This window comes from Candidatus Hydrogenedentota bacterium, assembly GCA_019637335.1.
Lineage (GTDB): Bacteria > Hydrogenedentota > Hydrogenedentia > Hydrogenedentales > JAEUWI01 > JAEUWI01.
Map to the genome: position 1 here is coordinate 99,401 of JAHBVV010000011.1, position 20,254 is coordinate 119,654.

The following is a 20,254-nucleotide window of genomic DNA, read 5'->3' on the forward strand; positions in this document are numbered from 1 at the left end:
ATCCAGGTTCTTGTTTCCGCGGCCTATGGTAGCGCAAATTGCGCCCGGATGGCATGCCGCGCGAACTGGAAGTCTTCTCCGCCGTGATGTACCATACCGCGGGATGGGCGGCCAGGGTTGTTTCTGTGCTTGATGGTGGCGAATTCGGGGGAGCGCGCAACGCGCGGGACATTCAAAAGGGGTAATGGCGATGTCGCTCAGGGTCAAGGTCGAACTCATCCTCTTCATTACGTTCGCGCTCGTGATCGGGCTGGGCTACGGCATACAGCGCTTTGTCGTCATTCCGCAGCTCGTTCCCGTCGAGCGGGAAGCAGCCGGCCGCGACATGGAACGTTGCATTGGTGTGCTGGAGCGCCAGCGCCTCGCCCTGCGCAAGGCCTGCGCCGAGCTGGCGGACGCCCCCCTCCTTCGGGGGGAAGCCCCGACCGGAGAAACCGCCCGGGCGCTGGCCGGCGCAGCCCGGGAGCTGGACCTCAACGCGGTGGTCCTGCTGGACGTCGGGTTCAATCCCATCGCGGCCCACTACTCGTCCTCGGATGGCGCGTCCGCCTCCGCCTACGATTCCGACGCCTGGATCGCAAGGAGCGAGCTGCTTCAGGCCACGGCCGTGGGGCAGGGCGCGGGGGTTGATCTGACGGGCCTGGGGCCCGCCCTGGTCGCGGTCAGCGCACTCTCCGGCGCGGCGGAATCCCCCCTGGGCTACCTTGTGATATACCGGCTCATAACTCCGGAGCACATTCAGGAAATGCAGCGACAGGCGGCGACTTCGTTCCAGCTATGGCCCGTCACCGATCCCGTGCTTTCGCCGGAAGAGCGGAGTATCGTTCAGGAATTCCTGGCGGGAAAAAAACTGCACATTGAAGAGACCGGCTCGGACCTCTTCCGGGTCTACGCGGCGTACCCCGGGCTGACCGGCCGGCCGGTGCTCTTGCTGCGCTCCGACCTCCAGCGAAACCTCCTCGCCCGCGCCCGCGCGACCATGCAAACCGGCCTCCTCGCCAATGTCGGTGTCGGACTCGCCGCGCTCGTGCTCCTCATCATTCTGTTCCGCCGCACCGTCATGGATTCACTCTCCCTCCTCACGCGCCATGCCGCGCACATCGGCAAGACCGGCGATCTCTCGCTCCGGCTCGTCATGGATCGCGGGGACGAGCTCGGGACACTGAGCCACGAGTTTAATCGCATGGTCGAGCAGCTGGAGGCCGACCGCGCGTACCAGCTCGAAGTGAAAGAGCAGCTGCGGGAAAGCGAGGAGCGCTACGCGCGGGCCGTGCGCGGCGCCAACGATGGCCTCTGGGATTGGAATCTGGGCACGGACGAAATCCACTTCTCCGAACGCTGGAAGAACATGCTCGGCTTCGAAGGCGGCGAAATTGGCCCGTCACCGGACGAATGGCTCGACCGTATACATCCCGATGACCGTGAGAACGTCCTCGCCGCACTAGAGGCGCACCGGCTTCAGAAAACCGCCCACTTCGAGTCCGAGCACCGGATCCGCCACAAGAGCGGGACCTACCTCTGGGTGCTGTGCCGCGGACTCGCCGTCTGGAACCCCGACGGCGAGCCCACGCAAATGGCCGGCTCGCAGACGGATATCACGCTCCGGAAGATCTTTGAAGAGCAACTGCGGCACCAGGCGCTGCACGACTCCCTCACCAGCCTGCCCAACCGCGCCCTGTTTCTCGACCGGCTCACCCAGGCAATTAAAATGGGGACGAGGCATGCCGGCTACCAGTTCGCCGTGCTATTCCTCGACCTCGACCGCTTCAAAGTAATCAACGATGGTCTCGGCCATGTCATCGGCGACGCGCTTCTCGGCCTGTTTGCGGAAAAGCTGCGCGGCATTCTTCGGGCTGTGGACTCGGTTTGCCGCCACTCCGGCACCCTCGCGCGATTCGGAGGCGATGAGTTCGTGGTGCTGCTGGACAATATCAGCAGCGTGGCCGACGCAACCCTGGTGGCGCGCCGTGTCGAACGGGCGCTCGAAGAGCCGTTTCGAATCGACAGCCACGAGGTCTACACCACCTGCAGCATCGGGATTGCAATGAGCAATCCGGGGTACACCAGCGCGGAGGAACTGATTCGCAACGCGGACACCGCCATGTACCGCGCCAAGGCCCAGGGCAAGGCCTGCTTCGAAATCTTCGATTCGGATATGCACTCGAAGGCCATGGAACGCCTCCAGCTCGAAAACGATATGCGGCGCGCGATCGATCGCGGCGAGTTCATCGTCCACTACCAGCCCATTATCTCGCTGGAATCCGGGCGCATAACCGCCTTTGAGGCCCTTATCCGGTGGCGGAGCCCCGAGCGCGGTCTCGTGTCGCCCGCGGAATTCATACCCATCGCCGAAGAAACCGGGATGATCGTCGCCCTGGGAGAATTCGTCCTGCGAACCGCATGCGCCCAGGCGCGCGCCTGGCACGAGGAACTGCCACGGTACGCAGATCTCAAGATCAGCGTCAACCTCTCGGTAAAAGAATTCGGGAAACCCGATCTCATCGGGAGCATCACCGATATTTTGACGGAAACCCGGCTCGATCCCCGCCTCCTCAAGCTGGAGATCACCGAGAGCGCCCTTATGGACAGCGTCGAGTTCGTTACCCGGACTTTGCGCCAGTTGCGCGACATGGGAATAGAACTCTTGATCGACGATTTCGGCACCGGCTACTCTTCCCTCAGTTATCTGCATCGCTTTCCAACCCATACCCTCAAAATCGACCAGTCCTTCATCCGGGACATGCAGGGAAGCCACGAAAGCGCCCAGATCGTGCGCACCGTTGTCCTGCTGGCCAGGGCCCTCTCCATGGGCACGATCGCCGAGGGGATCGAGGAGGAGTCTCAGGCCCGGCGCCTGCGCGATCTCGAGTGCGGCGCGGGGCAGGGCTATTTCTTCTCGCGCCCCCTGCCCGTGGAGGAGGCCACCGCCCTGCTGAAAAGCGATCCCGTCTGGTTCGCGCCGCCTCCGGACAACGGCTGAACCCGGCCTGTGCGCAAGCGTCCACCCTATGCTGCCTGAACAAACCGTACAGATTATCGCGAACCCCGTCGCGGGCGGCGGGCGAGGCGCCACGTTGGCCCGCGCCCTGGAGGATTGTCTCCGCGCCGGCGGTTACGAGGTAACCCGATTCGAGACCCTGAAAGCCGGTGACGCGCGCGGCGAAGCGGCGCGCGCCCGAGCGGAATGCGTGGCGGTCGTCGGGGGCGATGGCACGCTCAATGAAGTCCTCAACGGATTACCGGAGGGAACCGGCGCGCGCCTGGCCATCGTCCCCGCGGGCACCGCAAACGTCGTTGCGCGCGAGCTCGGCATGCGCCCGGATGCCGCCCGCGCCGCGCGCGCCATCGCGGGCGGGAACACCATTTCGATGGATGTCGGCCAGGCCAACGGGCGCCGTTTCCTCCTCGGGGCCGGCGCGGGGCTCGACGCGGCCGTGGTCCGCGGCGTGCACGAAGCCCGCGGCATGCGTTCCAGCGTCTTGCGCTGGTTCGGCCCCGGATGGCGCGTGGTCGGGGCCGCGCGATTCCCCGGGATCGCCGTGGAAGTCGACGGGGAGCCGCTGGCCTCCGAAGCGAACTACGTCGTCATCGGGAACTGCCGCTATTCCGCGGGCATCTTCCCAGCCACGCCGCACGCCCGGGTCGACGACGGCCTGCTCGACATCTGCGCCTTCTCCGGGCTTACCCGCGCGCGCCTGGCTTGGCTGGCCCTCAATGTCTGGTGGCCCGGATACACCGACCGCCCCTGGATCGCGTGCAGGCAGGGAAGGGTCGTGGCGTTGCGCCCGGCATCGGAGGAGCCGGTGGACTTCCAAATCGACGGCGACCCCGCCGGGATCCTGCCAGCCCGCGTGGAACTGGCGGGCTGGAGCCTGCGCATGGTCGTCCCGCCCCCGAAGGCGTAGCGCCACCAGGGCCTCCGCCAGGCCCGGCCGCGTTGCACCCACCAGGCTCAAGAAGGTATCATACGGGCCTGCGCACACGGTATTGCGCCGCTTCCCGCGGCCGCGCTCCGGCCCCGCCTCACGCTCTTTGTCCAATCGGGGCCGCAATGGCCGCCCCAATCCATACGAGGGTGTACGAAGTATGTCCAGCAACCCAACATCCCCCGAACCCGCCGCCTCTTCCCATCTGCGCCGATTCGCCCTGGCGCTCTGCCTGGCCACCCTGCTCCTGATATTCTTCGGCGGGCAGGTGAAGAGCCATGAGGCCGGCCTGGCCGTCCCCGACTGGCCCCTGACCTACGGCGAAAACCCGATCACCTTCGGCATTTCAAAATGGCAGGGCGGTATCTTCCACGAGCATTTTCACCGACTCTATGCCGGTGTCGTCGCCCTGATGACGGTTGCGCTCGCTATCTGGCTCTACCTGCGCGACAACCGTGTCTGGATGGTCGCGCTGGGTTTTGGGGCGGTCATGGCGGTCATGCTGCAAGCCTTCCTCGGCGGCCTGACCGTTTGGTACCAGCTCCCCGTGCTCGTTTCTAGCGCGCACGCCATCCTCGCGCAGACATTCTTCGTGATCGCGGTAATCATCTGGTACGGGCTGTCACGAGAGCGCGCAAAACGCGCCGAAGCCGTGCAAGCGACCGGCCCCGAAACCGCCACGCCCCTCAAAATCGGAGCCATCGTACTGATTGTCGCGGTGTATCTTCAGCTTTTCCTGGGCGCGGTTATGCGGCACACCGAATCCGGCCTCGCTATCCATGATTTTCCCACCACGGGCGGAAACATCCTGCCCTGGGTTAACGAAAATACCCTGATCGCCATCAACGACTGGCGTTTTAACAACACCGACTACTTCGGCGCCGTATTGCCCGACGTCACGCGGGGGCAGGTGCTCCTTCACCTGTCGCACCGCGCGGGAGCCGTACTGGTTAGCGCCATTGCCGGTCTCCTCGCATGGATGGCGTGGCGTCGGCGCGCCACCCACCCGCTCCTCTGGCGAGGCGCACTTGGGCTCGCCGTGGCCGTGGTCATTCAGGTCGCCTTCGGAGCCATCACCATCTGGACCGTCAAACACCCCTACGTGACCAGTGTCCATGTCGCGCTCGGAGCCGGCATTCTAGGCCTGAGCGCCCTGCTCGCCCTCCGCGCCTGGCCCCTCGAAGCGAAAGAAGTCGCCGCCGTGACCCGGGAGCCGCGGACCGCCGCGCCGGGACTCAAGACCGCGACATCCTAGTTGCCGGGCCGCCTGATGGGGACGAGCACCTGGAAATCGTACCTGGAGTTGACCAAGCCCGGAATCGTTCGGCTGGTCCTCGTCACCGCAACGATCGGGTTTGCGCTCGGCGGAAGCGGCCTCGGACGCTGGCCCCTGCTCGTCATCATGCTGATTGGCACCGCGCTCGGTTCCGCCGGGGCCTTCGTGCTGAATCATTACTTCGAGCGCGAGCCAGACGCCCTGATGGACCGCACGCGGAATCGACCGCTCCCCGCCGGAACCGTTTCCCCGCGCGCGGCATTGATTTTCGGGCTCATACTCTTGTTCGCCGGCACGCTCATTCTCTACTGGGGCGTGAACCTCTTGTCGGCCGCCCTCGTCTTCGGCACCAGCGTCCTCTATGTGCTTGTATACACCCCCCTGAAGCGGCTTTCCTGGTGGAATACCCCCATCGGCGCAATCCCCGGCGCCGTGCCGCCACTCGTCGGATGGGCCGCATCCAATGGACGCCTCGACACGGGCGCCTGGGTACTCTTCCTGATCCTCTTCCTCTGGCAACATCCCCATTTTTACGCGCTCGCCTGGATGTATCGAGAAGACTACGAACGCGGCGGATTCAAAATGTTGCCCGTCGTGGATCCCGATGGGAAGAGCACCTTCCGGCACAGCCTCGTCGCGGTAATCCTGCTGGTGCCGGTGAGCATGTGGCCCTTCTTTGTGAAGATGTCCGGCCCCATCTACCTGGCGAGCGCCTTGGTTCTTGGCGTTTTGTTTTTGTTGGTTTGTATCCGTTGGCGACTGAGCCAGTCGATACGTGATGCCCGCCTCGTTTTCATCTATTCCATCCTTTACTGGATGTTACTGTTTGTTTTTATCCTTATCGACGCGTACGTGTTTTAGCCGCCGGAGAAATTGTTCCCATGAGCACACGCATGCTGATCGCGACCGGACTCGCGCTCTTCCTACTTCTGAATGTCTCTCTGATGTCACTCTACGTCCTCGTCCGGCACGAGGGACGAAACGCGCCCCAACAAACCCATAACCTCCCCGTCATCAAGTCACTCGAGCCTTTTGCGCTTACCAGCGAAAAAAACAAACCATTCTCCTCGGCAAGCCTGCTGGGCAAAGTCTGGGTGGCGGACTTCTTCTTCACGTCCTGCCCGAACCCCTGTCCCACCATGACCCGAAACATGGCCGGCGTCGCGGAGACCCTCAAGGACTTCGACGACGTCGCTTTTGTCTCGATCAGCGTCGATCCGGACACGGACACGCCCCAGGTGCTCGCCAGCTATGGCAAGAAGTACGGCGCCGACCCCGAGCGTTGGAACTTCCTGACGGGCCCCGAAGAAGCCATCAAGGCCATCGCGGTCGAGGGCTTTCTCGTGGGCTCCGTGGACGATCCGATTATCCACAGCCCCAAGTTCTGCCTCGTGGACAAGCGGGGCCGGATTCGCGGCTACTATACCGGCACCGAGGATGCGGAAATGGACCGCCTTGTTACCGATATCCATCAACTTCGGAAGGAATAGGCTCCGATGAACGTCGATTCGCTGCCCGCCATTAACGCCAGCCTCAACGGGGTGGCCACTCTCCTCCTGATCGGCGGGTTCTGGGCCATCAAATTCCGGAACGACCGCGATCTGCACAAGAAATTTATGGCGGCGGCGCTTGTCTGCTCCGCGCTCTTTCTCTCGTGCTACCTCTACTACCACTACAACGCCGGCGCGATGACGCCCTTCGAGAAGCAGGGGGCCATCCGCGTGGTGTATTTCACCATTCTGATAACCCACATCCCGCTGGCGGCGCTGATGACCCCCTTTATCCTCGCCGCCGTGTGGTTCGCGTTGCGCGGCCAGTTTGATCGGCACAAAATGATCGTGAAGTGGGTGTGGCCCGTCTGGATCTACGTTTCCATTACCGGCGTGCTCATTTATCTGATGCTGTATCGGATGTAGCGCCCGGGCCGTCCAGGACCGCGAGCATATCCGCGACGCGGGTGAAGCGCTCGCGCGGTTTGCCGGACGCCGCCCCCGCCGCCTGTTCCGCCGCGTCGATCTGACGCCAGTCCGCCATCGTCACGTAGCGAACCCCGCGCGACGCGAGCAACGCGGGAATAGCCTCCGGATCCGGCCTTGGGCACGGCGGCAGGGCCTCCCGATCCTCCCAGATCCGCTCCACCGTTTCGAGGCTGTCGGGCTTGTTGGTCCCGATAATTCCCGACGGCCCGCGCTTGATCCATCCGGCGGCATAGAGCCCCGGCACGATGCCGTTCGAATCCGTCACGCGCCCGGCGACATTCGGCACGACGCCGCGCTTCTGGTCGAAAGGTATACCCGGAATGCCGATGCCCCGGTAGCCGATGCTGCGGAACACCAGCCCGCAAGGCAGATCGAACGTTTCACCCGTCGGCTCGGCCCATTGCTTGAACGGCTCATTGCCTTCCAGGCGGTTCCTGCCCAGCCGGAGCGACTCCACCCGCCCGTTGCCTTCGAGGGCGACCGGGCTCTCCAGAAAGCGGAAATACAGCCGGCGCGGCGCGTTCCGGTCCGGCGCGGCGGCGAACTCGCGCAACAATTCCAGGTTGCGCGCGCGGTTGTTGTCGGAAAGCTCTTCCTCGCAACGCGGGCCCAGCGCCAGCGCCGCCGGGTCCACAATCGGCTGGCAGGCCACGAGGCGGCCCATTTCCTTCAGCTCCAGGGCCGTGAACGCGGCCTGCGCGGGTCCGCGCCGCCCAATCAGGTGGATCTCGCGTACCTTGCTTTCCGCCAGCGCCTCCAGCGCGTGCGTCGCGATATCGGTCGTTCGCAGTTCGTCCACGGTCTTGGCCAGAATCCGCGCCACGTCCATCGCCACATTGCCCACCCCCACGATGGCCGCGGCCTCCTGCTGCAAGTCAAAAACAGCGTCACGATAGTCCGGATGCCCGTTGTACCAGCCCACAAACGAGGTCGCCGTGTAGCTGCCGGGCAAGTCCTCGCCCGGGACCCCCATCGCGCGGTCGGTTTCCGCGCCGTACGCCAGGATGATCGCGTCGTAATGTTGCCGGAGATCCGCCAGATCAAGATCGCGCCCGATGGTGACGTTGCCGAAGAATCGAAAACCCGGCCGGTCCGCGATGCGCTCGTAGACCCGCGTGACATTGCGGATCTTCTCGTGGTCCGGCGCCACGCCGCCGCGCACCAGCCCGAAAGGCGTCGGCAGGCGATCGAACATGTCCACCGCCGCCGGGCGCTCGGATTTGAGAAGCGGATCGGCGGCGTAGAAGCCGCTGGGGCCGCTGCCAACAATAGCGACGCGAAGGGGACGCTCGAAAATGCCGGAATCAAGTGTCAAAAGGGGCTCTCCTCCCGGGGGCTCGACCGCTCCAACAAGCCATCCCGTATGCAGTACTATCGTGCATGCGTACCCGGATTGGCAAATCGATTCGCGTCATACGCTTTGCCGCTTGCGCCGGAGTATACCGTCGTTTACACTGAGCGGGCTGTGAGTAGAAACCGGTAACACTTCAGCCGCTTGAGTAAGGCGGTCGCCAATACGAGATTCCTTACTTACACTGGATGAATTCGTCATTCCCGCGAAGGCGGGAATCCAGAGGGTTTGCGAGGTTATCGTTGCATGGTCTCTGGGTCCCCACGTTCGTGGGGATGGCGGTGTTAGATCACCGAGAGCCGCCACCGTTGGATGGGACGAGAGTGACCAATTCAGTCGGCTGAAGAGTTACCGAAACCGGAAGTCCCCGCTATGTTCAGTTATAGACTGCTCTCGCGCCTCGCGCGCCCGTCCGCCATGCTCGTGGCCGCGTCCATCTTCGCGGCCGCCGCGGCCCCGGGCGAGCCCGCGCTCTCCTTCAACCGCGACATTCGCCCCATACTCTCCGAGCGTTGCCTCACCTGCCACGGATTCGATGGGGCCGCGCGCAAGGCCGGTCTCCGCCTCGATACCGTGGAAGGCGCAACGTCCACACTCAAGTCCGGCGCGGTCGCCGTGGTCCCGGGGGACACACACGCCAGCACACTGCTGGCCCGGGTCAGCGCATCGGACCCGAACGACCGGATGCCGCCGCCGGAAGCGGGGGAGGCGCTCGACGCCGCCGAAATCGAACGGCTCCGCGCCTGGATAGCGCAGGGCGCCCCCTTTGAGCCGCACTGGGCCTATGTCGCGCCGCAAAAGCCCGCCATCCCCGCCGTACAGCTTGCCGCCTGGCCGAAAAACGCCATCGACCACTTCGTGCTCGCGCGGCTGGAGGCGGAGGGAATCGCGACGGCGCCCCCGGCGGACCGCTACACCCTGCTTCGACGGCTCAGCTTCGATCTGACGGGCCTGCCCCCTTCGCTCGAGGAGGCGGACGCCTTCGCCGCGGACGAGCGCCCCGACGCGCTGGATTGGGTGCTCGATCGGCTCTTCGCGAGTCCGCACTATGGCGAACACCGCGCGCGCTACTGGCTCGACCTGGCGCGCTATGCGGACAGCAACGGCTACCACGTGGATGCGCCGCGGTCCATGTGGCCCTATCGCGAATGGGTCATCCGCGCCTACAACCAGAACATGCCGTTCGACCAGTTCACCATGGAGCAGATCGCCGGCGACCTGCTGCCCGACACGACGCTGGAGCAGCGCATCGCCACGGGCTTCCATCGCAACACGCTCTTTAACGAGGAAGGCGGTATTGATCAGGAGGAATTCCGGACCAAGGCCGTAATGGACCGGGTCGACACGACGATGACCGTGTGGATGGGCACGACCATGAACTGCGCCCAGTGCCACGACCATAAGTACGACCCTTTTACGCAGGCGGAGTACTACCAGCTCTACGCCTTCTTCAACAAAGTCCCGGAACTCGGCGGGGGGACCTTTCAGAGCCGCGCGCCGCTCGTGGAACTGCCGCCGGACCCGACCCTTCAGGCGGAATTGGACGGACTGGCCTCGGTCATCGCGAAACTGGAAGCTGAATCGCCGCCGGATGGGGGAGGGGAGGCGGCCGAAAAACCGAAGGACGCCCCGCCGACCCGCCTCGAAGCCCTGAAAAAGCAATACGAAGAGGCGCGCAAAAGAATTGTGACCTCGCTCATAATGGAGGAAATGCCGGAGCCCAGAACGACCCACATACTACGGCGCGGAAACTTCCTGGATCACGGCGACCAGGTTACGGCAAACACGCCGGCGGCCTGGCCGCCCGTCGCCGCGCGCAACGGCGCAGAACCGGACCGGCTCGACCTGGCGAACTGGCTCGTCGCGCCGGAAAACCCCCTGGCCGCGCGCGTCACCGTCAACCGCCTCTGGCAACAACTATTCGGACGTGGCCTCGTCGCCACCCCGGAAGACTGGGGGAGCCGCGCCGCGCCCCCGTCTCACCCGGAATTACTCGACTATCTCGCCGTGACTTTCGTGGAAAGCGGCTGGGACGTCAAGGCGCTCCTGCGGATGATCGTCTCCTCCGCCACCTACCAGCAGTCCGCCAGCGCCGGTCCCGACGCCTATGCGCGCGACCCGAAGAACGTGCTGCTCGCGCGCGGACCGCGCTTCCGCCTCGACGCCGAGGCGATTCGCGACAACGCCCTCACCATCAGCGGGCTGCTCAACCCCGAAGTAGGCGGTCCCAGCGTCTACCCCTACCAACCGCCCGGACTCTGGGAGGAAAAAGCGCTCACCGGCTACGGCGCCGGCATCTGGCCCGACACCACCGGCCCGAACCTCTACCGCCGCGGCATGTACACCTTCCGCCGGCGATCGGTGCCCTATCCCACCTTCCAGGCCTTCGACGCGCCCGGCTTCGAGTTCTGCACCATGGAACGCCCGCGTACCAACACGCCCCTGCAGGCGCTGACGACCATGAACGACCCGCAGTTCGTCGAGGCGGCCCGGGTGTTCGGTCAGCGCATCCTCCGGGAAGGCGGCGACGATCTGGACGCCCGGGTGATCTTCGCCCTGCGCCAGGCGCTCGCCCGACCGCCAAGGGAAGAAGAGCGCGCGCTGTTTCTCCATATCTACAACGAGCAGCACGCGGCCTTCTCGACCGACCCGGAAGCGGCCCAGGCCATCATCACGCAGGGCCGCGCACCGGTAGCGTCGGATATGGAGCCAGCCGCCCTGGCCGCCTGGACCACGATTGCGAACGTGTTGCTGAACCTGGACGAGACCGTGACGAAGGGGTAGGGGTGAGCACTCAAGCGTTGCACGGAGTTATGCGACGGATGGGGTCGTAATAAGCTTCGGCAAGGCCGGTGTTTTCAGGTCAATGATAACTTGGTCCCTGTCGTCCCTGAAGTCCCTGTCGTCCCTTATGTCCCCCGCCGTGGATGGCCCCGGACCACGATGGAGTAATTGACAAAGATTGCCAATCATGCGAGAATTCAAGCATGCCAACACAAAACGTAAACATCACCGAGGCCCAGGCCGAGTTTATCCGCAACTGCGTGGAATCGGGCGACTACAACAACGCCAGCGAGCTGGTGCGGGAGGCCCTGCGCCTCTTGAAGGAACAGAAGGACGAACACCAGGCGCGGGTGGAGTATCTGCGGGCGGAGTTGCAAGTAGCATATGACGCCCGCGGGCGTGGTGAATATATCGATCTCCACAGCAAGGAGGACATACGGGCGTTGCGCGCACAAATGCGACGTGAGCGGCTCGACAAACTGGCACAGCTAAGTAATGCGTCGCCTTCGACTAAGTGAGCCCGCAAGTAGTGATATTGACCGTATCTGGTGGTACACGTACGACCGGTATGGAATGGAACAGGCGGATGACTACGACACGTTGATCTGGCAAGCGCTTGAGGACATCGAAGAGAATCCCGACCGACCAACGAGTCGTCCGGAACCCGGGATCGGTCCCAACGTTCGAAGTTACCATATCTCGCTCAGTAAGAAACGCAGTGGAACGCACATCAGAAAGCCACGGCATGTCGTCTTCTACACACTGGTATACGAAGATGAGATATTCGTAATGCGAATCATTAAGGATGATATGGATGTCCAACGTCACCTTTTCGATGCGTGAGCGAGTTTCTGCCTGGATAGCAGCGGACTTGAACCAGGTATTGGGCAGAAAGGCGGAATTCTTATGAAACTGCACGACGTTTTTCTGATTCCGTCCCGGGCTCAGTTTGTCCGCAAGTGTGTCGAGACTGGCAATTTTGATAGCGAGAATGAGGTCATTCACGAAGCGCTCGGGTTGTTGAAACTGTGTTTGGAAAACGACGAAGTTCGTTTGTGCGTTTTGCGCGCTGAACTGGAAAAAGGGATTGATGACTATGAGGCGGGTCGCTACATCTCCTTCGAATCCCGCGAAGAGCGGGAGGAGTACTTTAAAGATCGGCGACGGAAACTCATGGAGCAGTATGAAGCAGAGCAGGACGAAGCTGCGGGACCGCCCCCTTAGGGATTTCGATTGAGAGCCATGAACCCCAACCTCGCCCACAGCAAAGCCATCACCCGCCGTCAATTCTTCAGCCGCTCGGCCACGGGCGTCGGCGTGGCCGCGCTCGCGTCCCTCCTCGGCGCGAAGAGCGAGGCCGCTGTCTCCGCCAGGCTCTCGCACATGGCCCCGCGGGCGAAGCGCGTCATCTATATGTTCATGTCCGGCGGCCCGAGCCACCTGGACCTCTACGACTACAAGCCCTACCTCGTCCAGCACGACGGCGAGCCCGTCCCCGAGTCCTTCATGGAGCAGCAGCGCTTCGCCTTCATCAAGGGCGTCCCCAATATCGGCGGCACGCGCTGGAAGTTCAACCAGCACGGCCAGAGTGGCGCGTGGTTCAGCGAATTACTGCCGCACATCGCCTCCATCTCCGACGATATCGCCGTCATCCGCTCCATGCATACCGAACAATTCAACCACGATCCCGCGGTCACGTTTCTGAACAGCGGTTCGCCCCTTACGGGACGCCCCTGCATGGGCGCGTGGGCGAGCTACGGGCTTGGCAGCGAGAATTCGGACCTGCCCGCCTTCGTTGTGCTTACCTCCGGCGAGGGCACCCAGCCGCTCCAGTCCCGCTATTGGGGCAACGGCTTCCTGCCCTCCACGCACCAGGGCGTTCAGTTCCGCAGCCAGGGCGACCCCGTCCTCTTCGTGAACAATCCCGGCGGCATCGACCGCGACCGGCGCCGCGCCACCATCGACGCCATCAACCAGATGAACCAATGGCAGTATGAGCACGTGGGGGACCCCGAAATCCTCACCCGCATCGAGGCCTTCGAACTCGCCTACCGCATGCAGACCAGCGTCCCCGAACTCATGGACATCGCCAGCGAGCCCGAATCCGTTCGCGCGCTCTATGGCGTGGAGCCCGGGAAGACCTCCTTCGCGAACAACGCCCTCCTCGCACGGCGGCTGGTCGAGCGCGGCGTCCGCTTTGTCCAGCTCTTCCACACCGGCTGGGACCACCACGGCGGCAAGGGCAAGCAGAACCTCATCGGCGATCTACCGGTGACCGCCGGACAGATAGACCGCCCCGCCGCCGCCCTGGTGAAGGATCTGAAGCAGCGCGGCCTGCTGGAAGAAACTCTGGTAATCTGGGGCGGCGAATTCGGACGCACCCCCATGGTCCAGGGCGAAGTCACCGCCGAAAGCATGGGGCGCGATCACAACCCCCGCGCCTTCACCATCTGGATGGCCGGCGGCGGCATCAAGCCGGGCATCGTCCACGGCCTGACCGACGATTTCGGCTATAACGTCGTCGAAAAGCCGGTCCATGTGCACGATTTCCAGGCCACCGTGCTCCACTGCCTTGGCATGGAGCACGAAAAGCTCACCTACCGCTTCCAGGGCCGCGACTTCCGCCTGACCGACGTCCACGGCAACGTCGTGCGCGATCTCTTGGCCTGAGCTCTGGGAAAGGACGGTGCTCTGGCGGGGAAATGGCGCTATTGACCGGCCCGTTCCTCATCCGGTAATGTTCCCAGAACCAGCAGTGAGAGGACGTTCGGGATACAGGAGAAAGGGGTTGAGTATGTTGCAGCGAATACTGCCCGGGCTCGCCGTGGCATTGGTTGTTGCGGCCGCCGTTAATGCGCAGGATGTCGACGGAAGCGAAGACCACCCCGTCATATCCCGCTACCCTGGCTCGGTCATCCAGCAGTACATCGTGGAGAATTACCGGGCCTACAAAGTGCCCATCGGGCCCGTGACCGGCTATCGCACCATCGCCGATTGGATCGAGACCGAAGGCCGCCTCACGCGCATCTATTATGGCCTCGACGGCGGTGAACGAAGCCACAGCGAGGTCTATAAGAACTATGTGGAGGCCTTGAAAACCGCCGGGTTCGAGATGCTCGCCGAAGGGCTCTATACCGAGAGCAGCCGCAAACCCGAGGTGGGGAGCCGGGCATGGCAGGCGGTATTCTTTGGCGCCAACCCGTGGGAGCCCAGTGGCCCGATCCGGAATATGGTTTCGGGTACGGCGACATCCGGCGGCAGCGGAACCGTCATCGCCCGCAAGGAGCGGGCGGCGGGCACGGTTTACGTCTGCGTATCTGTGGTTCACTTCAGCAACGAACACATCGGCACACTCGTCGATGTGCTGGAAGTCGAGGGCGCCGAAACCGGCCTCATCGTCGTGGACGCCGAGGCCATCGGTAAGGGCATCGAGGAATATGGACGCGTGGTGTTGGACGGCATCCTTTTCGACTACGACAAGGCCACGCTCCAGGCAGAGTCAAAGGCCGCCCTGGAGCAGATCGCCATCTATCTCAAGGCCAATCCCGACAAGCCCTTCTATGTCGTGGGCCACACCGACGCCAGGGGCTCGCTGGAATACAATCAAAAACTCTCCAGCGACCGGGCCAGGGCGGTGGTCGCCGCGCTCGTAAAGGAGTACGGCATTGACGCTGGCCGTCTCGAAGGCCACGGCGTTGGCCCGCTGGCGCCCGTGTTTACCAATGAGTCGGACGCAGGTCGCGAGAAAAACCGCCGCGTCGAACTGGTGGAACGATAGCCGGAAGCGAATCGGCCTGTCGGGCGGTCCCTATTCCGCCGGCGCCGGCAGCTTCCGGATCTCGATGTCCTTGTACCACGCTTCCGCCGGCTTGCCGCTGTGGATCTGGAGCGCAATGACGCCCGTCTGCGGGATGCCCGGCTCTTCCTCGGTGTAGTCCACGGTCTGCTCGCCGTTCAGCCAGAGCTGGATGCGGTTCCCCTCGCAGCGAATCCGGTAGTCGTTCCAATCGTCCGGCTTCAGAATCCGCGCCACCAGCGCCGGATCCGGCTGCTGCAGGATCTTGTTCCGCCGCGACTCGTCGTACAGGCAGCCCCAATAGTGCTGGCCCATGTCCGCCTGGTATCCGGAAACCTCGGTATTGTCCGGAATGCGCTCCGTCCGCAGCTGGATGCCCGCGTTGGCGTCTTCCCCCGCCAGTTTCACCTTCAGCCGCAGTTCAAAGTGGTCGTAGCGCTCCGTCGTGCAAAGGAAGTAGTTGTGCGCCAGGGAATCCCGCAGATTCCCGCCCACAATCGCGCCCTCCTCAATGCGGAACTTCGTCAGGTCGCCCTCCCAGCCCGTAAACGTTTCGCCATCGAACAGGCGTACCCAGCCCGCCGCCGGCGCCTTCTCCGCGCCCTCGGCGGCGGCGGGCAGCGCCGCCAACGCGGCAACCCAGGCAATGAAGCTTATTCTTGTCATGACTACAATCTCCGCAGGTTCGTCTCGATTTCCAATGGTGATCCTACAGCCGGCCCCCTTCACATTTCCATAATCAGGAGATGCGTCCGGGAATACTGGACCACGAAAGTTCGTTGTGGCAGTATCACGATAGGTTGAGCGCGGCCTCCATGACCCGACGCGAAGCCGCATGTTGGGTAATCGGCCCGTCCAACCAGGAGAGCAAACACGTGCGCTGGCTGCAACTCGACCCCGAAAGCGTCGCCCGCCGGGCGGAGGCCTATGGCGTTTCCCTTCCCGAGCCACGCCTCGGCCGGTTCGTCCTGCGCGGCGCACTCGGCTTTCTCCTCGTGAGTCTCGCGGGCTTCGCCCCGTGGACCCTCGCCGGAAGTTGGTTCTACCAGCGCATCGGCGAGGCCGGGCTCTACGCCGTCTGCGCCCTCGTATTCATCGCGGCTTCCGGACCCCTGTTGCACCGGCTAATCCTCGGCCCGGGCTCCCTGCCCCGTTTCTATTGCCTGTTCGGTGTGGCCTTCGCGGGCTACTCCGTCGCCTGGACCGCCGCCTGGCTGCTCATGCCCAGCCACACCGGCAGCGTCATCGGCCTGGCCGCCGGGACCGCCTTCATGGGCTGGGTGATCGCCCGCGCATTCGCCGCCGCCGCCGCCACGTTGCCCGTCGTGCTCGCGCTCTTCCTGTTCAACGCCGCCGGTTATTTCCTCGGCGGCGTGCTCGACTCGGTCCTCTGGAACCTGGATCCCTTCCCCTTCCCCCGGGATGTCCAGGTCATCCTCGCCCGCTCCAGCTGGGCCGTGCTCTATGGCCTCGGCTTCGGCGCCGGGCTCGGTTACGCCTTCTGCCGCGTCCAGACCCCGCGCCGCTGAAGCGGGGGGGAGGGGGCCGTGCAGGGGCACTCGGCGCGCTCGCATCCAAACGGGATCGAGATGGATGGGTGTTCAGTCGCGACGATTTGGAGCACCGATTCAAAGAAAGTGAGCGTGATGGAGCGCCGGCATCCCTGCCGGCACGGTCAGGGATACTCCACATGCGAAATGCCACCACCCAGACGGGCCCCGGTTTCTGAGTTTGCGCTGATTCAAATAGCGACCATCTCGTACACGCCTTCGAAACGCGATGGCCCCGCACACGCCACTGGACGAATGCGCATACCCTGTGGCATAATGAAACAAGCTCGGGGTCGGGTTGCGGCCCCGGGTGACCGATGCTTTTGCCGGTCTTCGTGGGGGCGACATGGTCTCGACGAGGGTGGATGAAGCGTTGGCTGCGTGTCGAGGACTCCGGTGGCCTCGTAAAAAACCGGAACCTAATTAACTGCGAACGATCAACACGAATTCGCACTGGCCGCTTAGTTAAGCAGCCGCGTCTTGCGCTCGACCGCCTGCTAGGGCGATAAGACGTCAACCAGCGGGCCTCGCGCCGGAACGGCGGTGAAACGTCCGGCAGAGTAGCTTTTCACCTGGCGGCCCCAGGTAGCGCGCCTGACGCGACCCGGGGTGGCGAGACTTAAAGGACAGGCTACACACGTAGACGCCTTCGTGGACGCACTTTCGGACGCGGGTTCGATTCCCGCCGCCTCCACCATTATTTAAGTTGTACTGCAGTTGTCTCTTTCCCAAGCCCGTATGACTTGACGCCGCGCTCCCGGCATGGACGATTTTGATTGCCATTCCTGCGCTCGACCTGTAATCTGCCGAAGTCGTGCATCACGCCGAGTGAGGGCCCATGGACCTGCCCTCAGATCCGGCAAAAGGAATTGGTCCACCAAGGGACCACGCCATCCGCTCCGCTCCGCAAGTAACACGACACCCGCCCCGCCGCTGATTGGTGAGCGGAAGAAATAGACTTCTGTGCGTTCTCGGTGGCAGGGTTTTGCTGCACTACCAAGCAATGCGAACCTACCGGCGTGAAGACCGCTACGGTCGTGACTAACGGAGGAGAGCATGGCAACTCAACTGGACCACGAGTTAGCGAGACTTCGCCAAGGCGATCACCTCTGCCCGGTTCACGACAACTTGGTGGAACAGACCAGCAGCGCCGTGGCGTTCATCGCCGCCGGGTTGCGGAGTGGTGATCGCTGCCTCTATGTCGCCAACGATTCGCCGTTCGAGGAACTCGTCCGGCGATTTGCTGCCCTGGGCGTGAATGTTGCCCAAGAAACCGACAAGGGCTCGCTCAAGATCCTGACCAAACGCGAGGTCTACCTGCGAGAGGGAAAGTTCGACGCCCGCAAGATGCTCGACTACCTGGCGGAGTGCGAGTCCGCGGCGGTTGCCGACGGCTACGCTGGCTTGCGGTTCCAGGGGGAGATGACCTGGGCGCTCGACGCGAACGTGGAAGGCGATCGCCTGATCGAATATGAGGCCATGCTCAACGAGTTCCTGGCCACGCACCGGGCGGTTATCGCGTGCCACTACTTGCGGCCGCGCTTCGATCCCGCGCTCATCCATGACATGCTCGTCACCCACCCGTTAGTGGCCATCGGCGATCTGGTCTGTCCCAATCCCTACTACCAACCGCCGGAACTCATCCTCCGGCCCGAACCGATGTCGGTTTTGGATTTCAAACGGAAACGGCTCGATTGGTGGCTCGAGCGTCTGCGCGCGGCGATGGCGGGCGAGTCAGAGCGCAAGCAGGCCATGCAAGTGGCCCGTGAGCGGGAAGAACTCGTCCAGTTGCTGCTCGATTCCACGGCCGAGGCTATTTACGGAATCGACCTCCACGGCAACTGTATGTTGGCCAACCCCACGTGCGCCCGGCTCCTCGGCTATGCCGACCCCGAGCAACTGAATGGCCGGAACATGCACACCCTGATCCACCACCATCGTCCGGATGGCCGTCCGTATCCAGAGGAAGAATGCCCGATCGTTAAGGCGATGCACTCACGGCAAGGGATTCACGTCAAGGACGAGGTGTTCTGGCGCGCCGACGGGAGCAAGTTCGACGCAGAGTATTGCTCATACCCGATGTGGCGGGGCACGGAGCTAATCGGTGCGGTGGTAACATTCATCGACATCACTCACGAGAAAAAGCTGGAGGAGCAATTACGGCAGGCGCAGAGGATGGATGCCATCGGGCAGTTGGCCGGCGGCGTGGCGCACGACTTCAACAATCTGCTGACCATTATCACCGGATACAGCGAACTCTTGCTTCAATCGACCCCCACGGATGATCCCAACTGGGAGTTGCTGGAGGAGATCCGGAAGGCCGGGTATCGGTCGGCATCGTTAACTCGGCAGTTGTTGGCGTTTAGCCGGAAGCAGGTTCTGGCCCCCGAGGTGTTGGACCTGAACGACGTGGTTCGGGATACGGAGAAAATGCTTCGTCGCGTCATCGGCGAGGACATCCACTTGGCCACCGTGTTGCACCCTGAACTCGGAAGGGTGAAAGCCGATCCGGGACAACTGGAACAAGTCCTTCTCAACCTCGCGGTGAATGCCCGCGACGCTATGCCGCAAGGCGGTAAACTCACTATCGAAACCAACAACGTCATCCTTGGCGAGGACTACGCCCGGTCCCACGCGGACGTACAGCCGGGTCGGTACGTGATGTTGGCGCTCTCGGACACGGGAATCGGCATGACCGAGGAAGTCAAACGTCGCCTGTTCGAACCGTTCTTCACCACCAAGGAGGCCGGAAGGGGTACAGGTCTGGGACTGGCGGTGGTTCACGGTATCGTCAAGCAGAGCGAAGGCTCGATCGAGGTATACAGCGAACCGGGCGTGGGGACCTCGTTCAAGATCTACCTCCCGCGCGTGGATCAAGCCGCGCCGACCGGGAAGTCCTGGGCCGGCCTCAGTTCCGCCCCACGCGGGACGGAAACCCTGCTGCTGGTCGAGGACGAGGACGCTGTTCGGGCACTGACCCGCTTCACCCTGCAACAGTGCGGCTACACCGTCCTCGAAGCGAGCCACGGCGAAGAAGCCATACGAGTCGCTAAGAACCACCGGGAGAAGATTCACCTGCTCGTCACAGACGTCGTGATGCCCGGTATGGGGGGGCGAATCCTCGCCGAGCGGTTGCTGAGCCTCCATCCCGAGATGAAAGTACTCTATCTTTCTGGCTACACCGACGACGCGGTCGTTCGCCACGGCATTCTCCATGAGGAAGTGAACTTCCTGCAAAAGCCGTTTTCCCCGAGCGCACTGGCTCACAGAGTCCGGGAGGTTCTTGAGAATTGAAAAGATTTCAATGTCCAATCACGGATGCCAACCTATGGCGTAATTCATTTGCAGAGTTGGAACGCAATTGGGAAGCGTAAGATTTACTAGACTAGAACTCCGTGATGCACGCACTAATCGCCGATTCCGAATCGGAATTGCGCCGGATACTCGCGTCCGCCCTGGTCCGTGTCGGATTCACCTGTCACACCGCGGCTGGCGGTTGCGGAAAGGGCCCCACGCGCGCCCCGCACAATGACGGTCATATTCGACAACCTCGCCGAGCCCTACGACCGCTGGTACGATCAGCCGGCGGGAC

16 protein-coding genes and 1 other RNA gene are annotated in these 20,254 nt (G+C 63.3%); 15 read left to right on the forward strand and 2 right to left on the reverse strand.

All coding sequences use genetic code 11. From position 1 onward, the window contains the following. The first annotated feature begins 190 nt into the window (after positions 1 to 190). From KF886_13650 to KF886_13675, 6 genes are all read left to right on the forward strand, one after another. Positions 191 to 2,980 (forward strand): EAL domain-containing protein, encoded by a 2,790-nt coding sequence (locus KF886_13650; protein MBX3178400.1) that lies wholly within the window; start codon positions 191 to 193, stop codon positions 2,978 to 2,980. A gap of 28 nt (positions 2,981 to 3,008) precedes the next feature. Next, positions 3,009 to 3,905: a hypothetical protein gene (locus KF886_13655; GenBank protein ID MBX3178401.1), complete on the forward strand. Its 897-nt coding sequence runs from the start codon at positions 3,009 to 3,011 to the stop codon at positions 3,903 to 3,905. 181 nt (positions 3,906 to 4,086) lie between these two features. After that, a complete protein-coding gene (locus tag KF886_13660) occupies positions 4,087 to 5,181 on the forward strand; it encodes a COX15/CtaA family protein (GenBank protein MBX3178402.1) in 1,095 nt (364 codons plus the stop codon). A 48-nt stretch (positions 5,182 to 5,229) separates the two neighbouring features. Next, positions 5,230 to 6,063: a heme o synthase gene (gene cyoE, locus KF886_13665; protein MBX3178403.1), complete on the forward strand. Its 834-nt coding sequence runs from the start codon at positions 5,230 to 5,232 to the stop codon at positions 6,061 to 6,063. Positions 6,064 to 6,083: 20 nt separating this feature from the next. After that, entirely contained in the window at positions 6,084 to 6,692 is a 609-nt protein-coding gene (locus KF886_13670) for an SCO family protein (GenBank protein MBX3178404.1), read from the forward strand. A 6-nt stretch (positions 6,693 to 6,698) separates the two neighbouring features. Then, complete coding sequence (locus tag KF886_13675; GenBank protein ID MBX3178405.1) at positions 6,699 to 7,118, forward strand: DUF420 domain-containing protein; 420 nt, start codon at positions 6,699 to 6,701, stop codon at positions 7,116 to 7,118. Here KF886_13675 and KF886_13680 read toward each other — a convergent pair. Then, positions 7,090 to 8,496 carry an FAD-dependent oxidoreductase gene (locus KF886_13680; protein ID MBX3178406.1) on the reverse strand — a complete coding sequence of 469 codons (1,407 nt, stop codon included), beginning with the start codon at positions 8,494 to 8,496 and terminating at the stop codon, positions 7,090 to 7,092. The two genes, KF886_13675 and KF886_13680, sit on opposite strands and share 29 nt — an antisense overlap. 408 nt (positions 8,497 to 8,904) lie before the next feature. Between KF886_13680 and KF886_13685 the strand changes: the two genes are divergently transcribed. The 6 genes from KF886_13685 to KF886_13710 all read left to right on the forward strand — a co-directional run bounded on the left by KF886_13685 (position 8,905) and on the right by KF886_13710 (position 15,094). After that, positions 8,905 to 11,316 carry a PSD1 domain-containing protein gene (locus tag KF886_13685; GenBank protein MBX3178407.1) on the forward strand — a complete coding sequence of 804 codons (2,412 nt, stop codon included), beginning with the start codon at positions 8,905 to 8,907 and terminating at the stop codon, positions 11,314 to 11,316. Between the two features lie 203 nt (positions 11,317 to 11,519). Then, positions 11,520 to 11,834: a type II toxin-antitoxin system ParD family antitoxin gene (locus KF886_13690; protein MBX3178408.1), complete on the forward strand. Its 315-nt coding sequence runs from the start codon at positions 11,520 to 11,522 to the stop codon at positions 11,832 to 11,834. Further along, the gene (locus tag KF886_13695; protein MBX3178409.1) at positions 11,812 to 12,159 is read left to right on the forward strand and encodes a type II toxin-antitoxin system RelE/ParE family toxin; all 348 of its coding nucleotides are present in this window, start codon (positions 11,812 to 11,814) and stop codon (positions 12,157 to 12,159) included. The genes KF886_13690 and KF886_13695 overlap by 23 nt, the downstream gene beginning before the upstream one ends. Positions 12,160 to 12,222: 63 nt before the next feature. Next, positions 12,223 to 12,540 carry a hypothetical protein gene (locus KF886_13700; GenBank protein ID MBX3178410.1) on the forward strand — a complete coding sequence of 106 codons (318 nt, stop codon included), beginning with the start codon at positions 12,223 to 12,225 and terminating at the stop codon, positions 12,538 to 12,540. Between the two features lie 18 nt (positions 12,541 to 12,558). Further along, positions 12,559 to 13,986, forward strand: coding sequence for a DUF1501 domain-containing protein (locus KF886_13705; GenBank protein ID MBX3178411.1), 1,428 nt, complete (start codon positions 12,559 to 12,561; stop codon positions 13,984 to 13,986). A gap of 124 nt (positions 13,987 to 14,110) precedes the next feature. Next, on the forward strand, positions 14,111 to 15,094 hold the full coding sequence (locus KF886_13710) for an OmpA family protein (protein MBX3178412.1): 984 nt from the start codon (positions 14,111 to 14,113) through the stop codon (positions 15,092 to 15,094). Positions 15,095 to 15,124: 30 nt separating this feature from the next. Here the strand turns inward: KF886_13710 and KF886_13715 are convergent, their stop codons facing one another. Beyond that, positions 15,125 to 15,778: a DUF1080 domain-containing protein gene (locus KF886_13715; GenBank protein ID MBX3178413.1), complete on the reverse strand. Its 654-nt coding sequence runs from the start codon at positions 15,776 to 15,778 to the stop codon at positions 15,125 to 15,127. A 149-nt stretch (positions 15,779 to 15,927) separates the two neighbouring features. Here KF886_13715 and KF886_13720 point away from each other — a divergent pair, with 149 nt between their 5' ends. The 3 genes from KF886_13720 (at position 15,928) to KF886_13730 (ending at position 19,956) form a co-directional block, all read left to right on the forward strand. Continuing rightward, entirely contained in the window at positions 15,928 to 16,641 is a 714-nt protein-coding gene (locus KF886_13720; GenBank protein MBX3178414.1) for a hypothetical protein, read from the forward strand. 358 nt (positions 16,642 to 16,999) lie between these two features. After that, positions 17,000 to 17,359: a transfer-messenger RNA gene (gene ssrA / locus KF886_13725) on the forward strand. A 359-nt stretch (positions 17,360 to 17,718) separates the two neighbouring features. Beyond that, positions 17,719 to 19,956, forward strand: coding sequence for an MEDS domain-containing protein (locus tag KF886_13730; GenBank protein ID MBX3178415.1), 2,238 nt, complete (start codon positions 17,719 to 17,721; stop codon positions 19,954 to 19,956). The last annotated feature ends 298 nt before the right edge of the window (positions 19,957 to 20,254 follow it).

Excerpts from the sequence above, each read along its gene's own strand:
- KF886_13700 (MBX3178410.1), top strand. The coding sequence starts at position 12,223 with ATGAAACTGCACGACGTTTTTCTGATTCCGTCCCGGGCTCAGTTTGTC.
- KF886_13660 (MBX3178402.1), top strand. The coding sequence starts at position 4,087 with ATGTCCAGCAACCCAACATCCCCCGAACCCGCCGCCTCTTCCCATCTG.
- KF886_13715 (MBX3178413.1), bottom strand. The coding sequence starts at position 15,778 with ATGACAAGAATAAGCTTCATTGCCTGGGTTGCCGCGTTGGCGGCGCTG.
- KF886_13720 (MBX3178414.1), top strand. The coding sequence starts at position 15,928 with ATGACCCGACGCGAAGCCGCATGTTGGGTAATCGGCCCGTCCAACCAG.
- KF886_13685 (MBX3178407.1), top strand. The coding sequence starts at position 8,905 with ATGTTCAGTTATAGACTGCTCTCGCGCCTCGCGCGCCCGTCCGCCATG.
- KF886_13710 (MBX3178412.1), top strand. The coding sequence starts at position 14,111 with ATGTTGCAGCGAATACTGCCCGGGCTCGCCGTGGCATTGGTTGTTGCG.
- KF886_13705 (MBX3178411.1), top strand. The coding sequence starts at position 12,559 with ATGAACCCCAACCTCGCCCACAGCAAAGCCATCACCCGCCGTCAATTC.
- KF886_13675 (MBX3178405.1), top strand. The coding sequence starts at position 6,699 with ATGAACGTCGATTCGCTGCCCGCCATTAACGCCAGCCTCAACGGGGTG.
- KF886_13690 (MBX3178408.1), top strand. The coding sequence starts at position 11,520 with ATGCCAACACAAAACGTAAACATCACCGAGGCCCAGGCCGAGTTTATC.
- KF886_13730 (MBX3178415.1), top strand. The coding sequence starts at position 17,719 with ATGGCAACTCAACTGGACCACGAGTTAGCGAGACTTCGCCAAGGCGAT.
- KF886_13655 (MBX3178401.1), top strand. The coding sequence starts at position 3,009 with ATGCTGCCTGAACAAACCGTACAGATTATCGCGAACCCCGTCGCGGGC.
- KF886_13695 (MBX3178409.1), top strand. The coding sequence starts at position 11,812 with ATGCGTCGCCTTCGACTAAGTGAGCCCGCAAGTAGTGATATTGACCGT.
- KF886_13650 (MBX3178400.1), top strand. The coding sequence starts at position 191 with ATGTCGCTCAGGGTCAAGGTCGAACTCATCCTCTTCATTACGTTCGCG.
- KF886_13670 (MBX3178404.1), top strand. The coding sequence starts at position 6,084 with ATGAGCACACGCATGCTGATCGCGACCGGACTCGCGCTCTTCCTACTT.